The 21,329-nt window shown below is 67.6% G+C and carries 14 protein-coding genes; 6 read left to right on the top strand and 8 right to left on the bottom strand.

The window, feature by feature from the left end; translation table 11 throughout:
• Window positions 1-198 precede the first annotated feature (198 nt).
• Both AC5P8D_RS14275 and AC5P8D_RS14270 read right to left on the bottom strand, forming a co-directional pair.
• Complete coding sequence (locus AC5P8D_RS14275; protein WP_495203421.1) at window positions 199-3,360, bottom strand: efflux RND transporter permease subunit; 3,162 nt, start codon at window positions 3,358-3,360, stop codon at window positions 199-201.
• A 4-nt stretch (window positions 3,361-3,364) separates the two neighbouring features.
• Window positions 3,365-4,495, bottom strand: a complete 1,131-nt coding sequence (locus AC5P8D_RS14270) for an efflux RND transporter periplasmic adaptor subunit (RefSeq protein ID WP_331601252.1) — start codon at window positions 4,493-4,495, stop codon at window positions 3,365-3,367.
• A gap of 117 nt (window positions 4,496-4,612) precedes the next feature.
• Between AC5P8D_RS14270 and AC5P8D_RS14265 the strand changes: the two genes are divergently transcribed.
• The 3 genes from AC5P8D_RS14265 (at window position 4,613) to AC5P8D_RS14255 (ending at window position 7,452) form a co-directional block, all read left to right on the top strand.
• Window positions 4,613-5,293, top strand: coding sequence for a TetR/AcrR family transcriptional regulator (locus AC5P8D_RS14265; protein ID WP_019338820.1), 681 nt, complete (start codon window positions 4,613-4,615; stop codon window positions 5,291-5,293).
• 136 nt (window positions 5,294-5,429) lie between these two features.
• Window positions 5,430-6,077, top strand: coding sequence for a protein-L-isoaspartate O-methyltransferase family protein (locus AC5P8D_RS14260; protein ID WP_049398378.1), 648 nt, complete (start codon window positions 5,430-5,432; stop codon window positions 6,075-6,077).
• Between the two features lie 16 nt (window positions 6,078-6,093).
• Window positions 6,094-7,452, top strand: coding sequence for a TolC family outer membrane protein (locus AC5P8D_RS14255; protein ID WP_010480790.1), 1,359 nt, complete (start codon window positions 6,094-6,096; stop codon window positions 7,450-7,452).
• Window positions 7,453-7,552: 100 nt separating this feature from the next.
• Here AC5P8D_RS14255 and AC5P8D_RS14250 read toward each other — a convergent pair whose 3' ends face one another.
• Window positions 7,553-8,773 carry an APC family permease gene (locus tag AC5P8D_RS14250; RefSeq protein WP_495203420.1) on the bottom strand — a complete coding sequence of 407 codons (1,221 nt, stop codon included), beginning with the start codon at window positions 8,771-8,773 and terminating at the stop codon, window positions 7,553-7,555.
• A gap of 229 nt (window positions 8,774-9,002) precedes the next feature.
• Window positions 9,003-10,301, bottom strand: a complete 1,299-nt coding sequence (waaA, locus tag AC5P8D_RS14245) for a lipid IV(A) 3-deoxy-D-manno-octulosonic acid transferase (protein ID WP_010480795.1) — start codon at window positions 10,299-10,301, stop codon at window positions 9,003-9,005.
• Window positions 10,302-10,361: 60 nt separating this feature from the next.
• Here waaA and AC5P8D_RS14240 point away from each other — a divergent pair, with 60 nt between their 5' ends.
• Window positions 10,362-11,279 (top strand): LpxL/LpxP family Kdo(2)-lipid IV(A) lauroyl/palmitoleoyl acyltransferase, encoded by a 918-nt coding sequence (locus AC5P8D_RS14240; RefSeq protein ID WP_010480797.1) that lies wholly within the window; start codon window positions 10,362-10,364, stop codon window positions 11,277-11,279.
• Between the two features lie 100 nt (window positions 11,280-11,379).
• Here the strand turns inward: AC5P8D_RS14240 and AC5P8D_RS14235 are convergent, their stop codons facing one another.
• Genes AC5P8D_RS14235 through AC5P8D_RS14225 form a run of 3 tightly spaced genes read right to left on the bottom strand, consistent with a single transcriptional unit; the run spans window position 11,380 to window position 14,020 of the window.
• The gene (locus tag AC5P8D_RS14235) at window positions 11,380-12,711 is read right to left on the bottom strand and encodes an O-antigen ligase family protein (protein WP_143994522.1); all 1,332 of its coding nucleotides are present in this window, start codon (window positions 12,709-12,711) and stop codon (window positions 11,380-11,382) included.
• The gene (locus AC5P8D_RS14230) at window positions 12,692-13,807 is read right to left on the bottom strand and encodes a glycosyltransferase (protein WP_495203419.1); all 1,116 of its coding nucleotides are present in this window, start codon (window positions 13,805-13,807) and stop codon (window positions 12,692-12,694) included. The genes AC5P8D_RS14235 and AC5P8D_RS14230 overlap by 20 nt, the downstream gene beginning before the upstream one ends.
• Window positions 13,808-13,822: 15 nt before the next feature.
• Entirely contained in the window at window positions 13,823-14,020 is a 198-nt protein-coding gene (locus AC5P8D_RS14225; RefSeq protein WP_005410967.1) for a zinc-finger domain-containing protein, read from the bottom strand.
• Between the two features lie 421 nt (window positions 14,021-14,441).
• On the opposite strand from AC5P8D_RS14225, the gene AC5P8D_RS14220 reads away from it, so the two are divergent.
• Window positions 14,442-17,786 carry a GH92 family glycosyl hydrolase gene (locus AC5P8D_RS14220; RefSeq protein ID WP_495203418.1) on the top strand — a complete coding sequence of 1,115 codons (3,345 nt, stop codon included), beginning with the start codon at window positions 14,442-14,444 and terminating at the stop codon, window positions 17,784-17,786.
• Window positions 17,783-18,526, top strand: coding sequence for a basic secretory protein-like protein (locus AC5P8D_RS14215; protein WP_329764059.1), 744 nt, complete (start codon window positions 17,783-17,785; stop codon window positions 18,524-18,526). The genes AC5P8D_RS14220 and AC5P8D_RS14215 overlap by 4 nt, the downstream gene beginning before the upstream one ends.
• 419 nt (window positions 18,527-18,945) lie before the next feature.
• Here AC5P8D_RS14215 and AC5P8D_RS14210 read toward each other — a convergent pair whose 3' ends face one another.
• Window positions 18,946-21,237, bottom strand: coding sequence for an NADP-dependent malic enzyme (locus AC5P8D_RS14210; protein WP_043400158.1), 2,292 nt, complete (start codon window positions 21,235-21,237; stop codon window positions 18,946-18,948).
• Window positions 21,238-21,329: the final 92 nt, after the last annotated feature.

Here is a 21,329-nt window from a genome sequence, read left to right as displayed (position 1 = left end):
ACGCCATGCGTAGATGCTTCTGTAGCGTCGAGCCATGCTCGACTCATCCCGTCATCGCGCGAAGAGCAGCCGAGCATGGCTCGGCTCTACAGAAAGCAGATCCCGCGAGCAGATCAATCCGGGCCATGCGTGGATGCAAGCCGCAGTGCCAACCAAGGTTGGCACCTACCAGAGGCGGTGGCCGTAGAACCCGGGGCGTTATGCCCCGGATTCGTCCGGCTTCACCCGGAACCACGCCGCGTACAGCGCCGGCAGGAACACCAGGGTCAGCACCGTGCCCACGATCAGGCCACCCATGATCGAAATCGCCATCGAGCCATAGAACGCACTGCGCGACAGCGGAATCATCGCCAGCACCGCCGCCAGCGCGGTCAGCACGATCGGGCGGAAACGGCGCACCGTGGCATCGATGATCGAATGCCAGCGGTCATGCCCGGCATCGATGTCCTGCTGGATCTGGTCGATCAGGATCACCGAGTTGCGCATGATCATGCCGGCCAGTGCGATCGTGCCCAGCAGCGCGACGAAGCCGAACGGCGCCCGGAACAGCAGCAGGAACAGGGTCGCGCCGATGATGCCCAGCGGCGCGGTCACCAGCACCATCGCTGCACGCGAGAAGCTGCGCAGCTGCAGCATCAGCAGCGTGGCCACCACCACCAGGAACAGCGGCATGCCGGCCTTGATCGAGTTCTGGCCACGGGCCGAATCCTCCACCGTACCGCCGGTCTCCAGCAGGTAGCCACTGGGCAGTTCAGCGCGGATCCCGTCCAGCGTCGGCAGGATCTGGTGCACCACGTCCAGCGGCTGCATGCCGTCGCTGATGTCGGCACGCACGGTCACCGTCGGCAACCGGTTGCGGTGCCAGATGATGCCGTCCTCAAAGCCATACTCCATCGTCGCCACCTGCGACAGCGTGATGCTGCCGCCGTTGGCGGTCGGCATCGACAGGCTGGACAGCAGCTCCAGCTGGTTGCGCTCATCGGCCGGGCCACGCAGCAGCATCTCGATCTGGCGGTTGCCTTCGCGGTACACGCTCACCGACTGCCCAGCCAGCGAACTGGACAGGAACTGGCTGACCTGGGCACTGCTCACGCCCAGCGCGCGGGCGCGCTCCTGGTCGATCACCAGCCGCACTACCTTGCTCGGCTCGCTCCAGTCCAGGTTCACGTTCATCACGTGTGGGTTCTCACGCACCTTGGCTTCGACCTGGCGCGCGATCGCCTGCACCTTCTCGATGTGCTCGCCGGAAATACGCATCTGCACCGGATAGCCGACCGGCGGGCCGTTCTCCAGGCGGGTCACGCGCATCTGCACGTCCGGGAACTTCGGAATCACTTCGTGCAGCAGCCAGTCACGGGTGCTTTCGCGCGATTTGATGTCCTTGGCCAGCACCACGAACTGGGCGAAGTTGGTGGCCGGCAGCTGCTGGTCCAGCGGCAGGTAGAAGCGCGGCGAACCGGTGCCCACGTAGGAGACGTAGTTGGCAATGCCCTCGCGGCTGGACAGCAGCTTCTCCAGCTCCTCGGCCTGGGCCTGGGTCGAGCGCAGCGACGCGCCCTCGGCCAGCTCGATGTCCACCATCAATTCCGGCCGGGTCGAATCCGGGAAGAACTGCTGCGGCACGAAGCGGAACATCATCAGCGAGAACACGAACAGCGCGATGGTCGCGGCGATCACCCACCAGCGGTGACGCAGGCAGCCATCGAGGAAGCGACGGAAACTGCGGTAGAACGGGCGCTGGTACGGATCATGGTCATGCCCGTGCTGCGGCGGCGCGATCAGGTTGGCCAGCGCCGGGTAGCGGTCGGCCCACTGCTGGCGCTTGGCATGCCAGCGCGCGGACAGGCTGCCCGGCTTCGGCGGCTGCGGATTGAACAGGTCCGGCAGCATCTTGTCGCCCAGGTACGGGATGAACAGCACCGCCGCGATCCACGACACCACCAGCGCGATGGTCACCACCTGGAACAGCGAGCGGGTGTACTCACCGGTGCTCGATGCCGCGGTAGCGATCGGCAGGAAGCCGGCCGCCGTGATCAGCGTACCGGTCAGCATCGGGAACGCAGTTGATTCCCAGGCAAAACTGGCCGCGCGCAGGCGGTCGTAACCCTGTTCCATCTTGGTGGCCATCATCTCCACCGCGATGATCGCATCGTCCACCAGCAGGCCCAGCGCCAGCACCAGTGCGCCCAGCGAGATCTTGTGCAGGCCGATGTCGAAGTAGTGCATGACGAAGAACGTCATCGCCAGCACCAGCGGGATGGTCACGCCCACCACCAGACCGGTGCGCAGGCCCAGCGAGAAGAAGCTGACCAGCAGCACGATCACCACCGCCTCGGTCAGTACCTGCACGAACTCGCCGACCGACTCTTCCACCGACTGCGGCTGGTCGGACACTTTGCGCAGCTGCATACCGGCCGGCAGGGTCTTCTGCAGGCGTTCGAACTCGGCATCGAGGTTGGCGCCGAGCTTGAGGATGTCACCGCCATCCTTCATCGCCACCGCCAGCCCAATCGCCTCTTCACCCATGAAGCGCATCTTCGGCGACGCCGGATCGGCGAAGCCACGCTTGACCTCGGCGATGTCGCCCAGGTGCACGGTGCGGTCACCGGCGCGGATCGGGAACTGGCGGATCGCTTCGATGTCGTTGAACTGGCCGGTCACGCGCAGCTGCACGCGATCGGTAGCGGTCTCGAAGAAGCTGGTGCCGGTCACCGCATTCTGGTCGGCCAGTGCCTGCTGCACCTGCTGCATCGACACGCCCAGCGTCGCCAGACGAGTGTTGGACAGCTCGATCCACACCTTCTCGTCCTGCAGGCCGACCAGGTCGATCTTGCCGACGTCGGGCACGCGCTGCAGTTCCAGCTGGATGCGGTCGGCGTAATCACGCATCACCGCATAGTCGAAGCCCTTGCCGGTCAACGCATAGATGTTCCCGTAGGTATCGCCGAACTCATCGTTGAAGAACGGGCCGACGATTTCGCGCGGCAGCGTCGGGCGGATGTCGCCCACGCGTTTGCGCACCTGGTACCAGAGGTCGGGGATCTGCTTGGAACGCAGGCTGTCGCGCGCCATGAAGATGATCTGCGACTCACCTGGCCGCGAATACGAGCGGATGAACTCGTACTCGCCGGTGTTCATCAACGCCTTCTCGAGCGGCTCGGTCACCTGTCGCGAGACCTGTTCGGCGGTGGCACCCGGCCACAGCGTGCGCACCACCATCGCCTTGAAGGTGAACGGTGGATCCTCGGACTGGCCCAGATGCTTGTACGACCACGCGCCGATCAGCGCGAACGCCAGCATCGCGAACAACACCAGGGGTCGGTTGGCCAGCGCCCACTCGGAGAGATTGAAGCGGCGCACCGGCTTACTCCTTGGCCTTGGCGGCAGCCGCCGGCGCGGCCGGCTTCAGCACCGGGCGGTTCTGCCGGTCTACGGCGATCACCGGCTGGCCCGCCCGCAACAGGTGGCCACCGGCGGCAACCACCCAGTCACCCGCGCTTACGCCGGACAGCACCGGTACCGCCTCGCTGCCAAACGCACCAGTGGTGACGGTGGCGGCCTTCAGCGTGCTGTTGGCCGGATCGACCACCCACACGCTGGCGGCACCGTTGGCACCGCGCTGCAGTGCGCCCAGCGGCAGCTGCAGGGTGCCGTGGCGGCCGGCGCTGCTGTAGACGCGCGCGCTCTGGCCCAGCTCGACATCGGCCAGCGCATCGGCGGCCAGGCTGACCCGCGTCGCGTAGGTGCGTGCCTGCGGATCGGCGGCGGCGGCAATCTCGCGGATCGTGCCTGGCAGGCGCTGCCCCGGGCGGTTCCACAACTCCACCTCGACCGGCTGGCCGACCGCGTAGTCGCGGATGGTGGCTTCGGGCAGGTCGATCAGCACTTCGCGGCCACCGTCGGCGGCCAGGTTGAAGATGGTCTGTCCGGCGGACACCACCTGCCCGGCCTCGGCCTCACGGCTGGCGATCACGCCGTCAGCCGGTGCGCGCAGCTGCGCGTAGTCGGCCTGGTTGCGCAGCACATCGAGGTTGGCGCGGGCGGCGTTGGCCTGGCCCTGCGCCGCTTTGAAGGCGGCTGACTGCTGGTCCAGCTGCGAACGGCTGACCAGTTGCTGGTCAGCCAGCACCTGGTAGCGCTTGAGGTCGTCGCGGGCACGCACCAGGTCGGCTTCAGCTGCGGCCAGCTGCGCCTGCGAAGCGCGGGCCTGCAATGCGAAGTCGGCTGCATCCAGCTCGGCCAGCACGTCGCCCTTCTTTACCCGCTGCCCGGCATCGACATGGCGCTTGACCAGGTTGCCGCCGACGCGGAACGACAGCGGGCTTTCCTGGCGGGCACGCACCGTGCCCGGGAACGCCGCCGGGGCCTGTCCGGCCTGTTCGCCGGGGTGAACCACCAGTACCGGCACGGCCGCCTGCGGCGCCTGTTCCTGTCCCGAACAGGCTGCCAGCGCAGCCACCCACACCATACCGCCCATCCAGCGCACGATCTTCATCGGTCAACGTCCTGAAAACGCAGGGTTGTAACAAGGGGGAGCCGCGACTGCCGGCCCAATTTAATAAACCGGCCGGTATAGTATAAATATCGAACCGCTTGGTCTAGTATTGTTGCGATGAGTTCTTCCACTTCCCGCAAGCCGTCGGCCAAGCCTGCTGCCAAGGCCGCCGGACCCGGGCGCCCCAAGGATCTGGGCAAGCGCGCGGCGATCCTTGAAGCAGCCAAGGTACTGTTCATCGAACAGGGCTATACCGGCGTGAGCATGGACGCCATTGCCGCCCAGGCCGGCGTCTCGAAGCTGACCGTGTACAGCCACTTCGGCGACAAGGAAACCCTGTTTTCCGAGGCCGTGCAGTCCAAGTGCATTGAAATGCTGCCCGATGCCCTGTTCGTGGCCGACGCGGACGGCCCGCTGCGCGACCAGCTGATCGGCATCGGACTGGCCTTCTTCGAACTGATCACCTCCGACGCGGCGATCTCGATCCAGCGCATGATGATGGCGCCGGAGACCGACGAACGCCTGCGCGAGCTGTTCTGGAAGGCAGGCCCGGAGCGCACCTGCGAGGCCCTGGCTGACTTCCTGCGGGCACGCGCCGAGCGCGGCGAACTGGACATCACCGACTATTCGCTGGCTGGCGAGCAGTTCCTGACCCTGGTCAAGGGCGAAGTGCACATGCATATGATGTGCGGCATGCCACTGTCACCGGTGGAGTGCGACCCTCTTGCCCATGTGACCGCCAGCATCGACTTCTTCCTGCGTGCCTATGCGCCGCGAGGGGCCGGGACGGCTGAATAACCAAAACTGAACGAACCGGAGGTCGCGATGACTTCCGGCACTGCGACCCCGGCCACCCGGCAGCTGATGCTCTGGGCGCGCCGCCGGCCTCCGGCACCGGTAAAATGGCCGGCCCACTGCGCTGGATTTGAACCTCATGACGATTGATTACGCCCACGCCCGCGAACTGATGGTGGAACAGCAGATCCGTCCCTGGGACGTGCTGGACATCAAGGTGCTCGACGTCCTGGCCCGCCTGCCGCGCGAGGCCTTTGTCGCCGATGCACACCGGGCGCTGGCCTACGCCGATGTCGAACTGCCGATCGGCCATGGCCAGAAGATGATGAAGCCGGTCATCGAGGGCCGTACCCTGCAGGCACTGGATCTGCAGCCGGGTGACGAAGTGCTGGAAATCGGCACCGGCAGCGGCTTCCTGGCAGCCTGCATCGGCGCGCTGGCGCGCGACGTGCTGAGCCTGGAGATCGACCCGGAACTGGCCGCCGCCGCGCGTGCCCGCCTGGATGCTTCCGGCCTGGGCACCAACGTCCGCGTGGAAGTGGCTGACGCCCTGTCCTGGCAGACCGAACGCCGCTTTGACGTGATCTGTGTCACTGGTGCGGTCGACGTGGTGCCGTCACAGTTCGCCTCGTGGCTGCGTCCGGGTGGTCGCCTGTTCGTGATCCACGGCCGCTCGCCGGCGATGGAGGCCCTGCTGGTCAAGGCCGACGGCAGCACCGAGTCCCTGTTCGAGACCGATATCGATTACCTGCGCGGTGCCGCCCCGGCACCCCAGTTCCACCTCTGAGTCCAAGGAAGCCGCAATGATCCGCCGATCCCTCGCTGTTGCGCTGGCCACTGCCCTGCTGCCGTTGTCCGCCCATGCCGCCGACCTGCTGCAGGTCTACGAAATGGCGCGCAACGGCGATCCGCAGCTGTCCGCCGCCGAATCGACCCGGCTGGTCGACAAGGAAGGCGCCGTGCAGGCGCGCGCCGCCCTGCTGCCGCAGATCAACGGCCAGGCCACGCTGAACCGCACGCGCAGCGAGCCGAACGCCGACATCAACTCCGGCTCGTTCACCAACAAGCGCCGCAATTACACGATCGATGGCAGCCAGACGCTGTTCAACTGGACCCAGATCAACAACCTGCGTTCGCAGCGTGAGCTGAGCAAGGCGGCGGACTTCACCCTCGATTCGGCCAACGACAGCCTGATCGTGCGCACCTCGGCGGCCTACTTCAACGTGCTGGTGGCGATCGAATCGCTGAACGCCGCACAGACCAACGAAGCGGCCGCGAAGAAGCAGTTCGACTTCGCCGACAAGCGCCTGGAAGTGGGCCTGGCGCCGATCACCGACGTGCACGAAGCCCGCGCCCAGTACGACCAGGCGCGCGCCAACACCATCGTTGCGCAGAACACCCTGGCCGATAACTACCAGGCCCTGACCGAACTGACCGGCCAGCCGGTGGTCAACCTGCGTGGCCTGCCGGCGGACTTCCGCCCGGAAGTGCCGGCCAACCGCGGCAACATCGACGAGCTGGTGCACCAGGCCACCACCCAGAATCCGGCGCTGAAGGCGCAGGAACTGAAGGTCAGCGCCGCCGAAGCCGGCGTGCAGGCCGCCCGTGGTGGCCACTACCCGACCCTGTCGCTGGGCGGCAGCTGGGGCAAGACCGCGACCTGGGGTGACAGCACCGGCGCCGGCTCGCTGTCGCCGGACGCGCGCACCAACAGCATCGGCCTGACCCTGAGCGTGCCGATCTTCGCTGGCGGAGCCACCCAGTCCAACGTGCGCCAGGCGCTGGCCCAGCGTGACATCGCCCAGGACGGCTACGAGCAGCAGAAGCGTGCCCTGGACCGCAACACCCGCAATGCCTACCAGACCCTGGTGCAGGGCATCAGCGAAGTGGAGGCCCGCCGCCTTGCGGTAGTCTCGGCGCAGAGTGCATACGACGCGTCGCAGGTTGGCCTGGAAGTCGGTACCCGTACCGTGCTGGACGTGATCCAGAACCAGCGCATCCTGTTCTCGGCGCAGCTGGACTACGCCCAGGCCCGCTACACCTTCCTGCAGAACCGTCTGCTGCTGAGCCAGTCGCTGGGTGCGCTGGACGTGGCCGAGCTGCAGGACGTGAACCGCCTGCTGACCCAGGACGCCGGCAACCCGGCAACGACCACGCACTGAGTCGTCGCCCTGCCGGCAGCGAAGAAGCCACCCGCGAGGGTGGCTTTTTTGTGGGCGGCGCGTACGGCCCGACCCACGCATGGCGCAGATCTGCCGGCCGTCAGCCCGGCCACGCGCCTGCCCGTTCCACTGCGGCCAGCACGCACAGCGCCGTGGCCAGGGGCGCAAGCACCATTGCAGCACCCGGCATCGGCGCACGGACACGCAGTGCCGCCGGGCACAAGGCTGCCATCACCAGCAGGGTTGCTGGACCCGGCAGCACCGGCAATGCGCCGGCCGGCGCTCCCAAGGCCAGCAGCGCCGCCGTCAGCACCACGGTGATCGGTATCAGCCGCGTCCGCAACCCGGGCGCTTCATCACCGGCCACAGGCCGGAGCTGCGCTGCCAGGTGTGCGGCCAGCGACAACAGCACCAGCAGCAGTGCTGCCAGCCCGGCCATGCCCGCCAGCGGCAGCAACGGCAGCAGCCACTGCAACTGCGGATGGCCCTGCAATGCCACCGACAACGGCCGCGTACTGTCCAATACCGGGAACTCGACCAGGCCGGCCTGCAACGCGGCCAGCATGATCAGCAGCAGCATCGCCAGCAGCAGCGCGGCCGCCAGCAGCCAGGGTGATCGCGTGCGCGCCTGCCGGCCACGTCCGGGAAATCCCAGTGCCAGCCCCACACTGGCAAACACCCCCAGCAAGGGCACGCTTGCCGCCAGCACCCCGCCGGGGCCGAATCGATAGGGCGCGGTGGCGTCCGGCAGCCACGGAATCCAGTTGGCGTAGTGCACGTGGCGAACCGCCAGCGCCAACAGCAACAGCCCGACACCGATCTTCACCGTCAACAACACGCAGACCGTCAGCGCGATGCGACGCGGGGGCAGCAGCACGAACGCACCCAGCACCAGCAGACTGGTGACGGCCATCACCGGATCCGGCAGCGCGCTGCCGGTTTCAATACCGCGACTGGCAAACACGGCACGCGCGTGGCTGGCCGTGGACTGCGCCACGCCGGCGCTGGTCATCACCAGTTCCAGCAGCAGTGCAGTACCCAGCAGGCGCGCGGCTGCCGTGCCCCAAGCGGCCCGCAGCAGGCCGTGCAGGCCATCGGCTGCGGGCTGCTGCTGGTTCAGCACGTGCAGGCAATGCAGCATCGGCGCCGTGCCCAGTGCGGCCAGCAGCAGACTCAGTACGATGGCCGGACCCGCTTGGGCGGCGGTGTACTGGCCAACCAGGGCGATCACGCTGCCACCCAGCAGCAGGGTCAACGCCACCATCGCGAAGTGATCCATTCCCAGCAGCGCGTGCCGGCCACGGCGGTTATCGCTGTCCATCGCAAGCCCTCTTGAATCCGCACAAGCGCGGTCGACAGGAGGCTGGCAGCGTGCGCCAAGTGGCGGTATCAGAATCCGTACTGTGCGCACCGCGATGTGACCACAAACACGTTCGCAGCCACGCATCCGGTCCTGCTGCGACAGGAATCCGGCTGCTAAGCAGAATTGATGCAGTCGATCACGTCAGTCGGTCCGCGTAGCATCCGCCCTGGCGGTGTTGCTGCCCGGCTCAGCTGCGCGGCGGCGGCAGGTGTGGCGCGACCAGCGCCAGCGTGCGCTGCAGGGCACCGCGGCCGTTGCTGACCAGCGTGCAACCGGCACGGGCCATGTCCTCGCGCGCCTGGGCGTCGCCCAGCAGGTGCTGCAGCAGGTCACCTACCGCCTGCACGTCCTCGCCGATCAGCAAGGCACCGGCCTCACGCATGCGCCGTGAGATCTCGGCGAAGTTGTGCAGGTGCGGACCGGTCACAGCGGCAGTGCCCATCGCCGCCGGTTCCAGCAGATTGTGGCCACCGATCGGCTGCAGGCTGCCGCCGACGAAGGCGACCTGTGCACAGGCATAGAACGGCATCAGCTCACCCAGGGTGTCGATGACGAAAACATCCGTGCCGGCCTCCGGCCATTGCTTCGCGCGACGGGTCGCCACGTTCCAGCCCTGCTCGCGCGCCAGCGCCTCCACCTTCGGGAAGCGCTCGGGGTGTCGCGGTGCCCACAGCAACAACAGGTCGGGGTGCTGCTGGCGCAGGCGCCGATGCAGGTCGATCACCGCCTGCTCCTCACCATCGTGGGTACTGGCCGCGATCCACACCGGGCGCCCGGCGGGCACGCAGGCATGGAACTGCTCGACGAAGCCCTGCACATCCGGCGTGGCGATATCGAACTTGAGGTTGCCCAGCGCCTGCACCTGTTCCCGCGCAGCCCCCAGCTGCACGAAGCGCTCGGCGTCGTCCTGCGACTGCGCGGCCACGCAGGTAACCGTACGCAGCGCACGGCGGATCAGCGCCGCCAGCACCCGGTAACCGCGCAGCGAACGCGCTGACAGGCGGGCGTTGAGGATGTAGACCGGAATGCGGCGGTCGCGGCAGCCGAACAGCATGTTCGGCCACAGCTCGGTTTCCAGGATCAGCGCCAGGCTGGGCTGGAAGTGGCCGAGGAAGCGGTTGACGCTGCCCGGTACGTCGTACGGCAGGTAGACGTGGTCCAGCGCATCGCCCCACAGCGCGCGCACGCGCTCCGAACCGGTCGGGGTGATGGTGGTGATGACCCAGCGGATGTCCGGACGCTGCTGGCGCAGGGCATTGACCAATGGCGCGGCGGCGTTGACCTCGCCCACCGAGACCGCGTGCAGCCAGACCCGCGGCTGGCCGGTCGGCTGCGGATACGAGGCATAGCGCTCGTCCCAGCGCCGGAAGTATTCACGGACCCGGAAACCGCGCCAGACCAGGTGGTACACGGTGATCGGCAGCAGGATGTAGAGCACGGCCGAATACAGGCCGCGCAGGATCCATTCGACAGGGTCTTTACGCATGCGGCAAGGATACGGGAGCCCCCCGGGAAAGACACGCAGCCGGGTTGGTAGAATGGCGCCATGTCCGATGCCACCACCGCCATCCGCCCGTCGCTGCGCGATCCCCGCAACTGGCCGATGTTCACCGCCATGCTCGGCGCCTTCGCCATCGCCCGCCTGCCGTGGATGCTGCAGCGTGCGCTCGGCCGTGGCGTCGGCTGGATCAGCTGGCGCCTGCTCGGCAGCCGCCGTCGCGCCGCCGAGGTCAACCTGAAGTTGTGCTTCCCGGAGAAGGACGAAGCCTGGCGCCAGCGCCTGGTGCGCGACAGCTTCGACGCGCTGGGCGTGGGCGTGCTCGAGTGCATCCGCGCCTGGTGGGGCAGCATCGACCGCATCCGCCCACAGGTGAAGATCGAAGGCCTCGAGCATCTGCGGCAGATGCAGGCCGAAGGCCGCGGCGTGCTGCTGGTGTCCGGCCACTTCATGACCCTGGAGATGTGCGGCCGCCTGCTGTGCGACTACGTCGATCTTTCAGGCATGTACCGCAAGCACAAGAACCCGGTGTACGAGTGGGCGGTGAAGTTCGGCCGCCTGCGCTATGCCAAGGCGATGTTCGCCAATGAAGACATCCGCGCGACCGTGCGCCACCTGAAGAAGGGCGGCTTCCTCTGGTACGCGCCGGACCAGGACATGCGCGGCAAGGACACCGTGTTCGTGCCCTTCTTCGGCCATACCGCATCCACCATTACCGCCACCCACCAGCTGGCGCGGATGACCGGTTGTGCGGTGATTCCTTACTTCCACCGCCGCGAGGGCGGGAAGTACTTCCTGAAGATCGGCGCGCCGCTGGAGAACTTTCCCAGCGAGGATGTGGAAGCCGATACCACGCGGGTCAACCAAGCCATCGAGGAGATGGTGCGCGAGGCACCGGACCAGTACCTGTGGATCCACCGCCGTTTCAAGCGCCAGCCGGGCGGGCGGAGCGATTTCTACAAATAACGGGATGCGGTGGAAGGGCCGGCGTGCTCATGGTAGTCGCCAACCTTGGCTGGCGCCGATGAACCGAGGCCGGTCCCGAGGCGCCAACCAAGGTTGGCAACTACTGCATCGGCGGAGATTCATCCGATTCGCGGGCCAACAGGCTGCCGGCGAACAACGCCGCCAGCAGCACGGTCAGGCCACCCCAGAACGCGGAATAGAACGCCAGATGCGTGTTGAGCGGGAACACGGTGACCGCCAGCGCCAGCATCGCCGGGCGGGCCCGCTCACGCGCGGCCATCGGTGCATAGCGCCAGGCCCGCCAGGCCTGGGCCACGGCTGCCAACCACAGCAGCAGGCCGAGCACGCCGGTTTCCGCCAGGATTTCCAGCACGATCTGATGGGCATGCAACGCCGGGGCATCGCCCCACACCGCCGGTTCGTCGCCAGACACGCAGGCCGGATAGGCATCGCGGAAGCCGCGTGCACCGACGCCGTTGAGCGGATGTTCCTCGATCATGCAGGCCGCGGCGTCCCAGATCCGCGCACGCCCTGACAGTGCCTCGTCGACACCGCGCTCGCTTCCATCCCACGCCAACGCCGTTCGCGCGAAGCGTTCGCGCAGCTGCGGCAGGCTGGCGGTCAGCGCGCCCGCGCCGAGGACAGCGACCAGCGCCAGCAGCACCAACCGTTTCCAGCCGAACTGGCGCACGCCGCTGTAGGCAAGCACCAGCGCGAAGGTGATCCACGATGCGCGCGAGCCGGCCAGCAGCAGCACGCAGCCCAGCGCCGCCGCGGCCAGGACCCAACCCGGATTGCCAAAGCGACGCGCCAGCGGCAACAACAGGAACGGTGAGAGACTGGCCAGGACCTGGCCGAACTTCAGGTTGCACGGCCCGAGTGCCCCACTGAGGCGATCGACCACGGCCGCCTCAGTGGCCGGGCACAACGCGTGACCACTCACCGCAAGCTTCAGCTGCTCAAGCGACCAGAACCACGGGCTGGTTCCGGCCAGCGCCTGCACCAGCGCATCCAGGGTCCATGCGCCGGTGATCAGCGCCAGGCCACCGAAGGTCAGCCGCCTCCGTTCGGGCGTGGCCACCGCGATCGCCACCAGCCACATGAAGGGCAGGTAGCGCAGGCCGGCGGCCGCCTTCGTCCACGACGCTGCCGGATCGATCGCATCAAACGCCGAGAACGCCTGCGGCAGCCAATAGCCGAGGAACAGGATCGAGGTCAGCGCCCACGCTGCCGTGCTCAACAGGTGCGGGCGGCGCTGCAGGCGGCGCATGACCATGCGCGCGGCTGCATACAGCGCGCCAAGACCGAGCACGGTTTCAGCGATGCCCGGCAACGGCCACAGCGCCACGTACGCCAGCACCCACCAGGGCGCCCAGCGCCCGGCGCGGTCGTCGCGCACGGTGACGGCGGGGTCAGCCGGCGAGGTCGGCATAGAGGCGGAGGGTATCGCGCTGCATGGCCTGCAGGGTAAACGGGATGCGGGTCGGCAAGGACGGCGGCTGCGCCAGCAGGGCCAGCGCACGTTCACCCAGCGCGCGTGCATCGCCCAGCGGCACCGCACCAGCGGGTTGCAGCTGCCGCAGCAGTTCGCCGACGCCACCATGATCCCAGCCCAGCACCGGGCGGCCCACCGACAGCGCCTCGACCACAGTACGGCCGAATGCTTCGGGCTTGTCCGACAGCTGCAGCACCAGATCGCTGGCCGCATAGGCCTGGGCGATGCGCGCGGTCGGTGTGCTGATCTGCACGGCGTCGGTCACGCCCAAAGCAGCGGCCTCCCGGCGCAGGTCGGCCACGTAGGCTTCACGGCCCGGTTCATCGGTGCCCAGCATCCACAGCTGTGCCGGCACACCGGCGGCGCGTACATCCGCCAGCAACTGCAGCGCATGAGCATGTCCCTTCAGCCGGGTGCCCCGCCCCGGCAGCAGCAGCAGCGGGCCCTCAACCTGCGCCAGCCACGGGTAGTCAGCTGCCAGCGCCAGTCGTGGCCGGCGGTCGGCGCGGGCCACGCGCGGAAACTGTGAGACATCGACGCCGCGCGGAATCACCTGCAGCCGCGCTTCGGGAACTGTCGGATAGTGCCGCTGCACGTAGTCGCGCACGCTGTTGGACACGCAGATCACGCGTTCACCGCTGGTCATCACCGCGCTGTAGCGACTGGGCGAATTCAATCCATGCACGGTGGTCACCCAGTGCGGGCGCTGCGTGGCGGGCATGGCGCGGATCGCGTACAGCCCCAGCCAGGCCGGCAGCCGCGAGCGGGCATGCACGACGTCCGCGCCAACCTCGGCGAACAGTCGGCGCAGGGTCGGCAGGTGGCGCAGGGTCAGCAGCGATTTGCGGCCGATGTCGAGGGTGAGGTGCTCGGCACCGCCATCGAGCAGGGGCTGCACCAGGCGGCCACCGGCGGAGACCACCAGCGCGCGATGGCCGGCGGCGACCAGGGCCGCAGCGATTTCCAGGGTCGAGCGCTCGACGCCGCCGGAGCGCAGCGCCGGCAGCAACTGCACCACGGTCAATCGGCGCATCGAAGGGGCGGCCGCTTAGTCGGCCAGCACGAACACGGAACCGCAGTACGGGCACTGCGCTTCGCCGTTGGGCTCGTCTTCGATCGGCAGGTACACGCGCGGATGCGAGTTCCACAGCGCCATTTCCGGGGTCGGGCAGCTCAGCGGCAGATCGCTGCGGTGCACGGTGTAGCGCTTCTCGGCGTTGGCGGGCGCAGTGGCGGTATGGCTCATGGCGGATGTCGATGAACGGGTTGCGAGGCCTGTGATTCTAGCATCCGGGCCGCCCCGACATTGCGCCGCAGCGGGTCTTTACGCGTACCGGGCCGATTCCCTGCGACCTTGCATGCCACCTCGGGATGGGGTGCCGGTGGAAATTCCCGACCAATCCTGCAGGTTCACGCCGGGAAACCACCGACAACGATATTTCCCGCATTTGGATCGAACTAAATGGCACTTGTCAGGTTGCCACGGCTGTTGCAGGATCGGGCCAGGTCGTGAACCGGCCTGCCCCAATCCGACCCGATCGCATGGCCCGCCCCCACCGGACCGGCATCGCTTCTTCCACTGCCATCCCGGCGGGAGGAGCGATGCTGTCCGTGGTGTCCGCCGATGCGGGTTCTGCCCGCCGCCTGCCCTTCCGGGAGACCCTTGCATGACCCTGTCCGATCCACGCCGCGCCCTGCTTCCGCTCGCCCTGGCCCTGGCCTGTGCGACTACCGCGATGCCGGTGTTGGCACAGGGACTGCAGACCTCGTTCGAGCCCGGCGAACCTGCCCCGTCGCAGGCCGCAGGTGCACTGCAGGTCACGATCGGCAACGGCCCTGCGGCGCCTTACGCCGCCAAGCGCAATGTGGGCTACAGCGGCCTGCATGCACTGCGCTACAGCAGCGAAGGCGGCAGCGCGCGGCGCGAGCTGTTCAAGACTGATCTGCCGATCGAGGCCGATACCACCCTGTCGTGGCTGGTGCTGCCGGAGATCGTCGGCAAGGACACCGTGGCCTCGACCTATGTGTCACTGGACCTGCTGCTGGACGATGGCAGCCGCGTTTCGGCCGGCGCGGCACGCGACCAGCACGGTATAGCCCTTGGCGCACACGCGCAGGGCGTGTCGAAGACGCTGTATCCGCAGCAATGGGCACGCAAGGCGGTGCGACTGGGCGACGTGCCCGCGCTGAACGGTCGCCGCGTGGTGGCGATCGAACTGGAGGTGGCGAGTGCCGACGGTGCACCGGTCGCCGGCTGGATCGACGACGTGCGCCTGGATGCTCAGCCGCGACAACAGCCGCAGCGCGTCTCCGACTGGGTGCTGACCACCCGTGGCACCCAGGCCAACGGCACCTTCTCGCGCGGCAACAATTTCCCGGCCACGGCGGTACCCCACGGCTTCAACTTCTGGACTCCGGTGACCGATGCCGGCGCACTGAACTGGCTGTACCGCTGGAACGAACAGAACGACGCACAGAACCGCCCGCAACTGCAGGCGCTTGCGCTGAGCCATCAGCCCAGCCCGTGGATGGGCGACCGCCAGACCTTCCAGGTGATGCCCTCGGCCAGCCGTGGCGTGCCGGAGGCCGACCGCCGCAAGCGCGCGCTGTCGTTCGATCGCAGCCACGAGAGCGCCCGCCCTTACCGCTACGACGTGCGCTTCGACAACGGCATCGCCGCCGCCATCGCGCCGACCGATCATGCGGCGCTGTTCCGCTTCGATTTCCCCGAGGGCGGCGACGCCAACCTGCTGTTCGACAATGTCGATGCACGCGGTGGCCTGACTCTGGACGCCGCCACGCAGACGCTGTCCGGCTATACCGACACGCGCAGTGGCCTGTCCAACGGCGCCAGCCGCATGTACGTGGTGGCCCGCTTCGACAAGCCCTGGCGCAGCAGTGGGCGCCTCGACACCGGTCGCCCGACCGGTTACATCAAGTTCGATGCGGGCAGCGACCGGCGGGTGACCATGCGCATCGCCACCTCGTTGATCTCGGTGGAGCAGGCGCGGCACAACCTGGCACTGGAAATCGCCGCGGCCGACACGCTGGAAAGCGTGTCCGGCCGTGCGCAGGATGCATGGGACGCACGCCTGGCCCGCTTCGACATCGGCGATGCCAGCGACGACCAGAAGACCACGCTGTATTCCAGCCTGTACCGGCTGTTCCTGTACCCGAATTCCGGCCATGAGAACGTGGGCAGCGCCGCCGCACCGGAGTGGCGCTACGCCAACCAGGCCAGCGCCAGCAATGACAACACCGAGGGCAGCGCGACCCGCAGCTACGCCGCCGTGCGCGACGGCAAGGTATTCGTCAACAACGGCTTCTGGGACACCTTCCGCACCACCTGGCCGGCCTATGCGCTGTTCACGCCCGACGATGCCGGCCAGCTGGTGCAGGGCTTCATCGAGCAGTACCGCGCCGGCGGCTGGATCGCGCGCTGGTCGTCGCCGGGTTACGCCGACCTGATGGTCGGTACCAGCTCGGACGTGGCATTTGCAGATGCGTGGCTGAAAGGCGTCGGCGGCTTCGATCCGGCAGAGGCCTACGCGGCCGCGCTGAAGAACGCGACCGTGGTCCCGCCTGACCGCCACGTCGGCCGCAAGGGCATGGACCGCTCGACCTTCCGTGGCTATGCCAGCGCCGACGTGCACGAAGGCATGTCGTGGACGATGGAAGGTGCACTCAATGACTTCGGCATCGCCAACATGGCCGACGCCCTGGCCAAGCGCGCGGCCACGCCGGCCGCACGCGAACGCTACAGCACCGAGGCCGACTACTTCCGCCACCGCGCCGCCAGCTACGCGACGATGTTCGACCCGGACGCCGGCTTCTTCCAGGGCCGCAAGGCCGATGGGCGCTGGCGCGTGGACGCCAAGGCCTACGACCCGCGCGTGTGGGGTCACGACTACACCGAATCCAATGGCTGGACGTTCGCGTTCACCGCCGCGCACGACGGCGAGGGCCTGGCGGCGCTGTACGGAGGCCGCGAAAAGCTGGCGGCGAAGCTGGATACCTTCTTCGCCACACCGGAAACCGCGGACCCGGCACTGGCCGGTTCCTACGGCGGCACCATCCACGAGATGACCGAAGCGCGCGACGTGCGCATGGGCATGTATGCGCACAGCAACCAGCCGGCACACCACATCCCGTGGATGTACCTGTACGCCGGGCAGCCGTGGAAGACCCAGCAGCATGTGCGCGAGATCCTGTCGCGGCTGTACGTCGGCAGCGAGATCGGCCAGGGCTACCCGGGCGATGAGGACAATGGCGAGACCTCGGCGTGGTACGTGCTGGCCTCGCTGGGCCTGTACCCGCTGCGCATGGGCGCCCCGGAGTACGTGATCGGTTCGCCGGCATTCCGTCACGCGCGGGTGGAACTGCAGGGTGGCGCGGTGCTGACCGTGAACGCGGCCAACAACTCGCGTGGGAACGTCTACGTGCAGTCGCTGAAGATCAACGGTACGCCGTGGACGAAGACCTGGGTGCCGCACGACCTGATCGCCAAGGGTGCGACGCTCGACTTCGTGATGGGCCCCCGTCCCTCGCGCTGGGGCAGTGGCGTGGACGATGTGCCGCGCTCGTTGACCCCGCGCGGCCAGCGCCCCCAGCTGCTGCACGACCTGCTCGGCAGCGGCACCAAGGCGACGCTGGCCGATGGCCGTGCCCTGCCCGCGCTGCTCGATGACGATGCCGGCACGACGGTGGGCCTGGGTAGCGGCGCAACCATCGCGCTGACCGGCCTGGCCGAGGGCACCCCGACGATGTACACGCTGACCAGCGGCGACGGCCGCATCCAGGGCGGTGAGTGGACGCTGGAAGCCCGCAACGGCAGCGGCAGCTGGGCCATGCTCGACCAGCGCAGCGGCGAAGACTTCGAATCCGCCCGCCAGACCCGTCCATTCCGGATCGCCAAACCCGGTCGTTACAGCGAGTACCGCCTGCGCCTGGCGGCACCGGCACGGCTGCCGCTGGCGGAGATCGAACTGCTGGCGGCCGGCACCGTACAATGAGCGGCATGCGCTTCCGTCTTCTGCCCTTGGCCCTTGTTGCCCTGTCCTTCTCCAGTTTCGGCCAGACCCAGGCGTTCGATACGCAGCTGACCCGCGACGGCGTGACGCTGAACTACCAGGACGCCCGTGGCGCGCTGGCCGCGCCGCAGCGCAAGCGGGTGATCGATACGTTCTTCTTCGCCTATCTGCGCGAACGTGCGGACTTCCATCCGGCGGCGCCGTCGATGGTGCGCATCGTGATCGATCCGGCCTACACCGGCATCGCCTTCGTCGGCGACAAGGACCAGGCAGCGACGATCACCATCAACCCGGGGTGGCTGGCGCAGCACCCGAACGACATCGACCTGGTCACCCATGAGGCGATGCACATCGTGCAGGGCTATCCGGGCTACGGCGACGCGCGGGTGCCGGGCTGGCTGGTGGAAGGCATCGCCGACTACGCACGCGACCGCTACGGCATGGACAATGCCGCCGCGGGCTGGGCACTGCCGGGCAAGGTCGAGAAGGGACAGAACTTCGACAGTGGCTACCGGGTGACCGGTGCGCTCCTGAAGTGGGCCGACGCCGAACACCCGGGACTGGTGCTCGCACTGGACAAGGCCCTGCGCGACGGCCGCTATGCACCGACGCTGTGGCAGAAGCACACCGGCAAGGCACTGCCAGCGCTGTGGGCGCAGTACGCCAAGCCGCGTTCGGATGCACCGCCGCCGGCCCCTGCACGCCGCGGCAAGCGGCACTGAGCCCCCCACGCACTTTACGTTCGCCGGGCATTGCCCGGCGCTACCGCATCGCGGCCTCAGCGCGACTGCACGAAGCCGGCGTACAGCGCGAACAACTGCTGGAAGTACCGCCGCGTCACTCGATTGCGCATGACACCCTCGCCCATGGAAAGTTGGTCGGGCCCAGGGTGGGAAGGCCGGTCCGGTCCCTTCCCACGGCCAGGCCGCGTGGGCGTATTGGGCCGCAGCGGCGTTGCAGGGAAATGACCGCCGGACTGCAATTCATCGGGTAGCGCCGGGCCATGCCCGGCGGAATGCGAGAAGCGCCGCGCTGCGCGCTCGCCGGGCATGGCCCGGCGCTACCCGATCCGGTTTCCGCTGGGCGGAAACGAAACGCGCCCCGAAGGGCGCGTTTCTGCAGATCGCAGCGGAACGAAGGCTTACGCCTTCTTCTCCGCTTCGATCTGCTTGCGGATCTGCGCATCGACCGCCGCAATGGCGGTCATGTTCAGGATCCGGCGCGAGGTCGCGCTGGTGGTCAGGATGTGCACCGGCTTGTTCACGCCCATCAGGATCGGACCGATCGCCACGCCATCGGTGAACACGCGTACCAGGTTGTAGGCGATGTTGGCCGCTTCCAGGTTCGGCAGCACGAACAGGTTGGCGCGGCCCTGCAGGGTCGAGCCCGGCAGCAGCTTCTGCCGCAGCGCTTCATCCCATGCGGTGTCGCCCTGCATTTCGCCGTCCACGTTCAGACGCGGGTTGCGCTTGAGCAGCAGCTCGCGCACCTGGCGCATCTTCAGCGCATCCTTCGAATCATGGCTGCCGAAGTTGGAGTGCGACAGCAGCGCCACCTTCGGCTCGATGCCGAACAGCTTCATGCGGTAGGCCGCCTGCAGGGTCGCTTCGCACAGCTGCTCGGCAGTCGGGTCTTCCTGCACGTGGGTGTCCACGAAGAAGAACACGCCCTGCTGGTTGATCACGCCGGTCATCGCCGAGGTCGAGGTGACCTTCGGCTCCAGCGGCAGCACGCTGCGCACGTAGCCCAGCTTCTTGTGGAAGCGGCCGACGATGCCGGTCAGCATCGCATCGGCTTCGCCACGGGCCACCATCACCGCCGCGATCAGGGTCGGGCGCGAACGCATCAGGTTCTTCGCCGCGGCCACAGTCACGCCACGGCGGCCGGTCAGGCCGTGGTAGTACTGCCAGTATTCGTTGAAGCGCGGGTCGTCGTTGATGTTGGTGACTTCAACGTTCTCGCCGATCTTCAGGCGCAGGCCGAGGCGCTCGATGCGCGATTCGATCACTTCCGGGCGGCCGATCAGGATCGGGTGCGCCAGGCCGTCATCGACCACGTTCTGCACCGCCTGCAGCACCACTTCCTCTTCGCCTTCGGCGTACACCACGCGCTGCTTGTCGCTGCGCGCGCGGTCGTAGACCGGCTTCATCATCAGGCTGGTGCGGTAGACGAACTGGGCAAGCTTGTCGCGGTAGGCACCCATGTCGGCGATCGGGCGCGAGGCCACGCCCGAATCCATCGCGGCCTGGGCCACAGCGGCCGACAGCTCCACCAGCAGGCGGCGGTCGAACGGGCGCGGGATCAGGTATTCACGGCCGAAGCTCGGCGTCTCGCCACCATAGGCCGAACCCATGTCGGTGGCCGCACGGCGCGCCAGCGCGGCGATGGCGCGCACGCAGGCGATCTTCATTTCCTCGTTGATCGCGGTCGCGCCCACGTCCAGCGCACCACGGAACAGGTACGGGAAGCACAGCACGTTGTTGACCTGGTTCGGGTAGTCTGAACGGCCGGTGCCGATGATCGCGTCCGGACGCGCGGCGCGCGCCAGTTCCGGCATGATTTCCGGGGTCGGGTTGGCCAGCGCGAAGATCACCGGATCCGGCGCCATGGTCTTGACCATGTCGGCGGTCAGGATGCCCGGTGCCGACAGGCCCAGGAAGATGTCCGCGCCGTCGACGATCTCGGCCAGGGTGCGCTTGTCGGTGTCGCGCGCATAGCGCTGCTTTTCCGGGTCCAGGTCGGTACGGCCGGTATGGATCACGCCCTCGCGGTCGAAGGCCAGGATGTTCTCCGGCTTCAGGCCCAGCTGCACCAGCATGTTCACGCAGGAAATGCCGGCTGCGCCCATGCCCGTGGTCGCCAGCTTCACTTCCTCGATCTTCTTGCCGGTGATCGCCATGGCGTTGAGCACGGCCGCGCCGACGATGATCGCCGTGCCGTGCTGGTCGTCATGGAACACCGGAATCTTCATGCGCTCGCGGAGCTTGCGCTCGACCACGAAGCATTCCGGCGCCTTGATGTCTTCCAGGTTGATGCCACCGAAGGTCGGCTCCAGCGAGGCGATGATGTCGACCAGCTTGTCCGGGTCGGTTTCATCCACTTCGATGTCGAACACATCGATGCCGGCGAACTTCTGGAACAGCACGCCCTTGCCTTCCATCACCGGCTTGCCGGCCAGCGCGCCGATGTTGCCCAGGCCCAGCACCGCGGTGCCGTTGGAGATCACCGCCACCAGGTTGCCGCGGGCGGTCAGCTCGCTGGCCTGCTGCGGGTCGGCCTTGATCGCTTCACAGGCGTACGCCACGCCCGGCGAATACGCCAGCGACAGGTCGCGCTGGGTCAGCATGGGCTTGGTAGCGGAAACCTTGATCTTTCCCGGCGGGGACATCCGGTGGTAATCGAGGGCGGCCTGTTTGAAATCTTCGTTGGACATCGATGTGGGTTACATGAATGGGCAGAAGGGACAGGGGATGATACCCCCGTTGGAGCGTCTGGACCTGTCGCTATCCTGTCGCAGGCATGCTG

This window comes from Stenotrophomonas sp. YJH_SMC_101-4 (assembly GCF_059370395.1).
This window is presented reverse-complemented; position numbering and strand designations above follow the sequence as displayed.

Coding starts and splice junctions, on each gene's coding strand:
- AC5P8D_RS14225 (WP_005410967.1), bottom strand. CDS start 14,020: ATGAGCCATACCGCCACTGCGCCCGCCAACGCCGAGAAGCGCTACACC.
- AC5P8D_RS14265 (WP_019338820.1), top strand. CDS start 4,613: ATGAGTTCTTCCACTTCCCGCAAGCCGTCGGCCAAGCCTGCTGCCAAG.
- AC5P8D_RS14260 (WP_049398378.1), top strand. CDS start 5,430: ATGACGATTGATTACGCCCACGCCCGCGAACTGATGGTGGAACAGCAG.
- waaA (WP_010480795.1), bottom strand. CDS start 10,301: ATGCGTAAAGACCCTGTCGAATGGATCCTGCGCGGCCTGTATTCGGCC.
- AC5P8D_RS14220 (WP_495203418.1), top strand. CDS start 14,442: ATGACCCTGTCCGATCCACGCCGCGCCCTGCTTCCGCTCGCCCTGGCC.
- AC5P8D_RS14210 (WP_043400158.1), bottom strand. CDS start 21,237: ATGTCCAACGAAGATTTCAAACAGGCCGCCCTCGATTACCACCGGATG.
- AC5P8D_RS14270 (WP_331601252.1), bottom strand. CDS start 4,495: ATGAAGATCGTGCGCTGGATGGGCGGTATGGTGTGGGTGGCTGCGCTG.
- AC5P8D_RS14240 (WP_010480797.1), top strand. CDS start 10,362: ATGTCCGATGCCACCACCGCCATCCGCCCGTCGCTGCGCGATCCCCGC.
- AC5P8D_RS14255 (WP_010480790.1), top strand. CDS start 6,094: ATGATCCGCCGATCCCTCGCTGTTGCGCTGGCCACTGCCCTGCTGCCG.
- AC5P8D_RS14215 (WP_329764059.1), top strand. CDS start 17,783: ATGAGCGGCATGCGCTTCCGTCTTCTGCCCTTGGCCCTTGTTGCCCTG.
- AC5P8D_RS14250 (WP_495203420.1), bottom strand. CDS start 8,773: ATGGACAGCGATAACCGCCGTGGCCGGCACGCGCTGCTGGGAATGGAT.
- AC5P8D_RS14230 (WP_495203419.1), bottom strand. CDS start 13,807: ATGCGCCGATTGACCGTGGTGCAGTTGCTGCCGGCGCTGCGCTCCGGC.
- AC5P8D_RS14235 (WP_143994522.1), bottom strand. CDS start 12,711: ATGCCGACCTCGCCGGCTGACCCCGCCGTCACCGTGCGCGACGACCGC.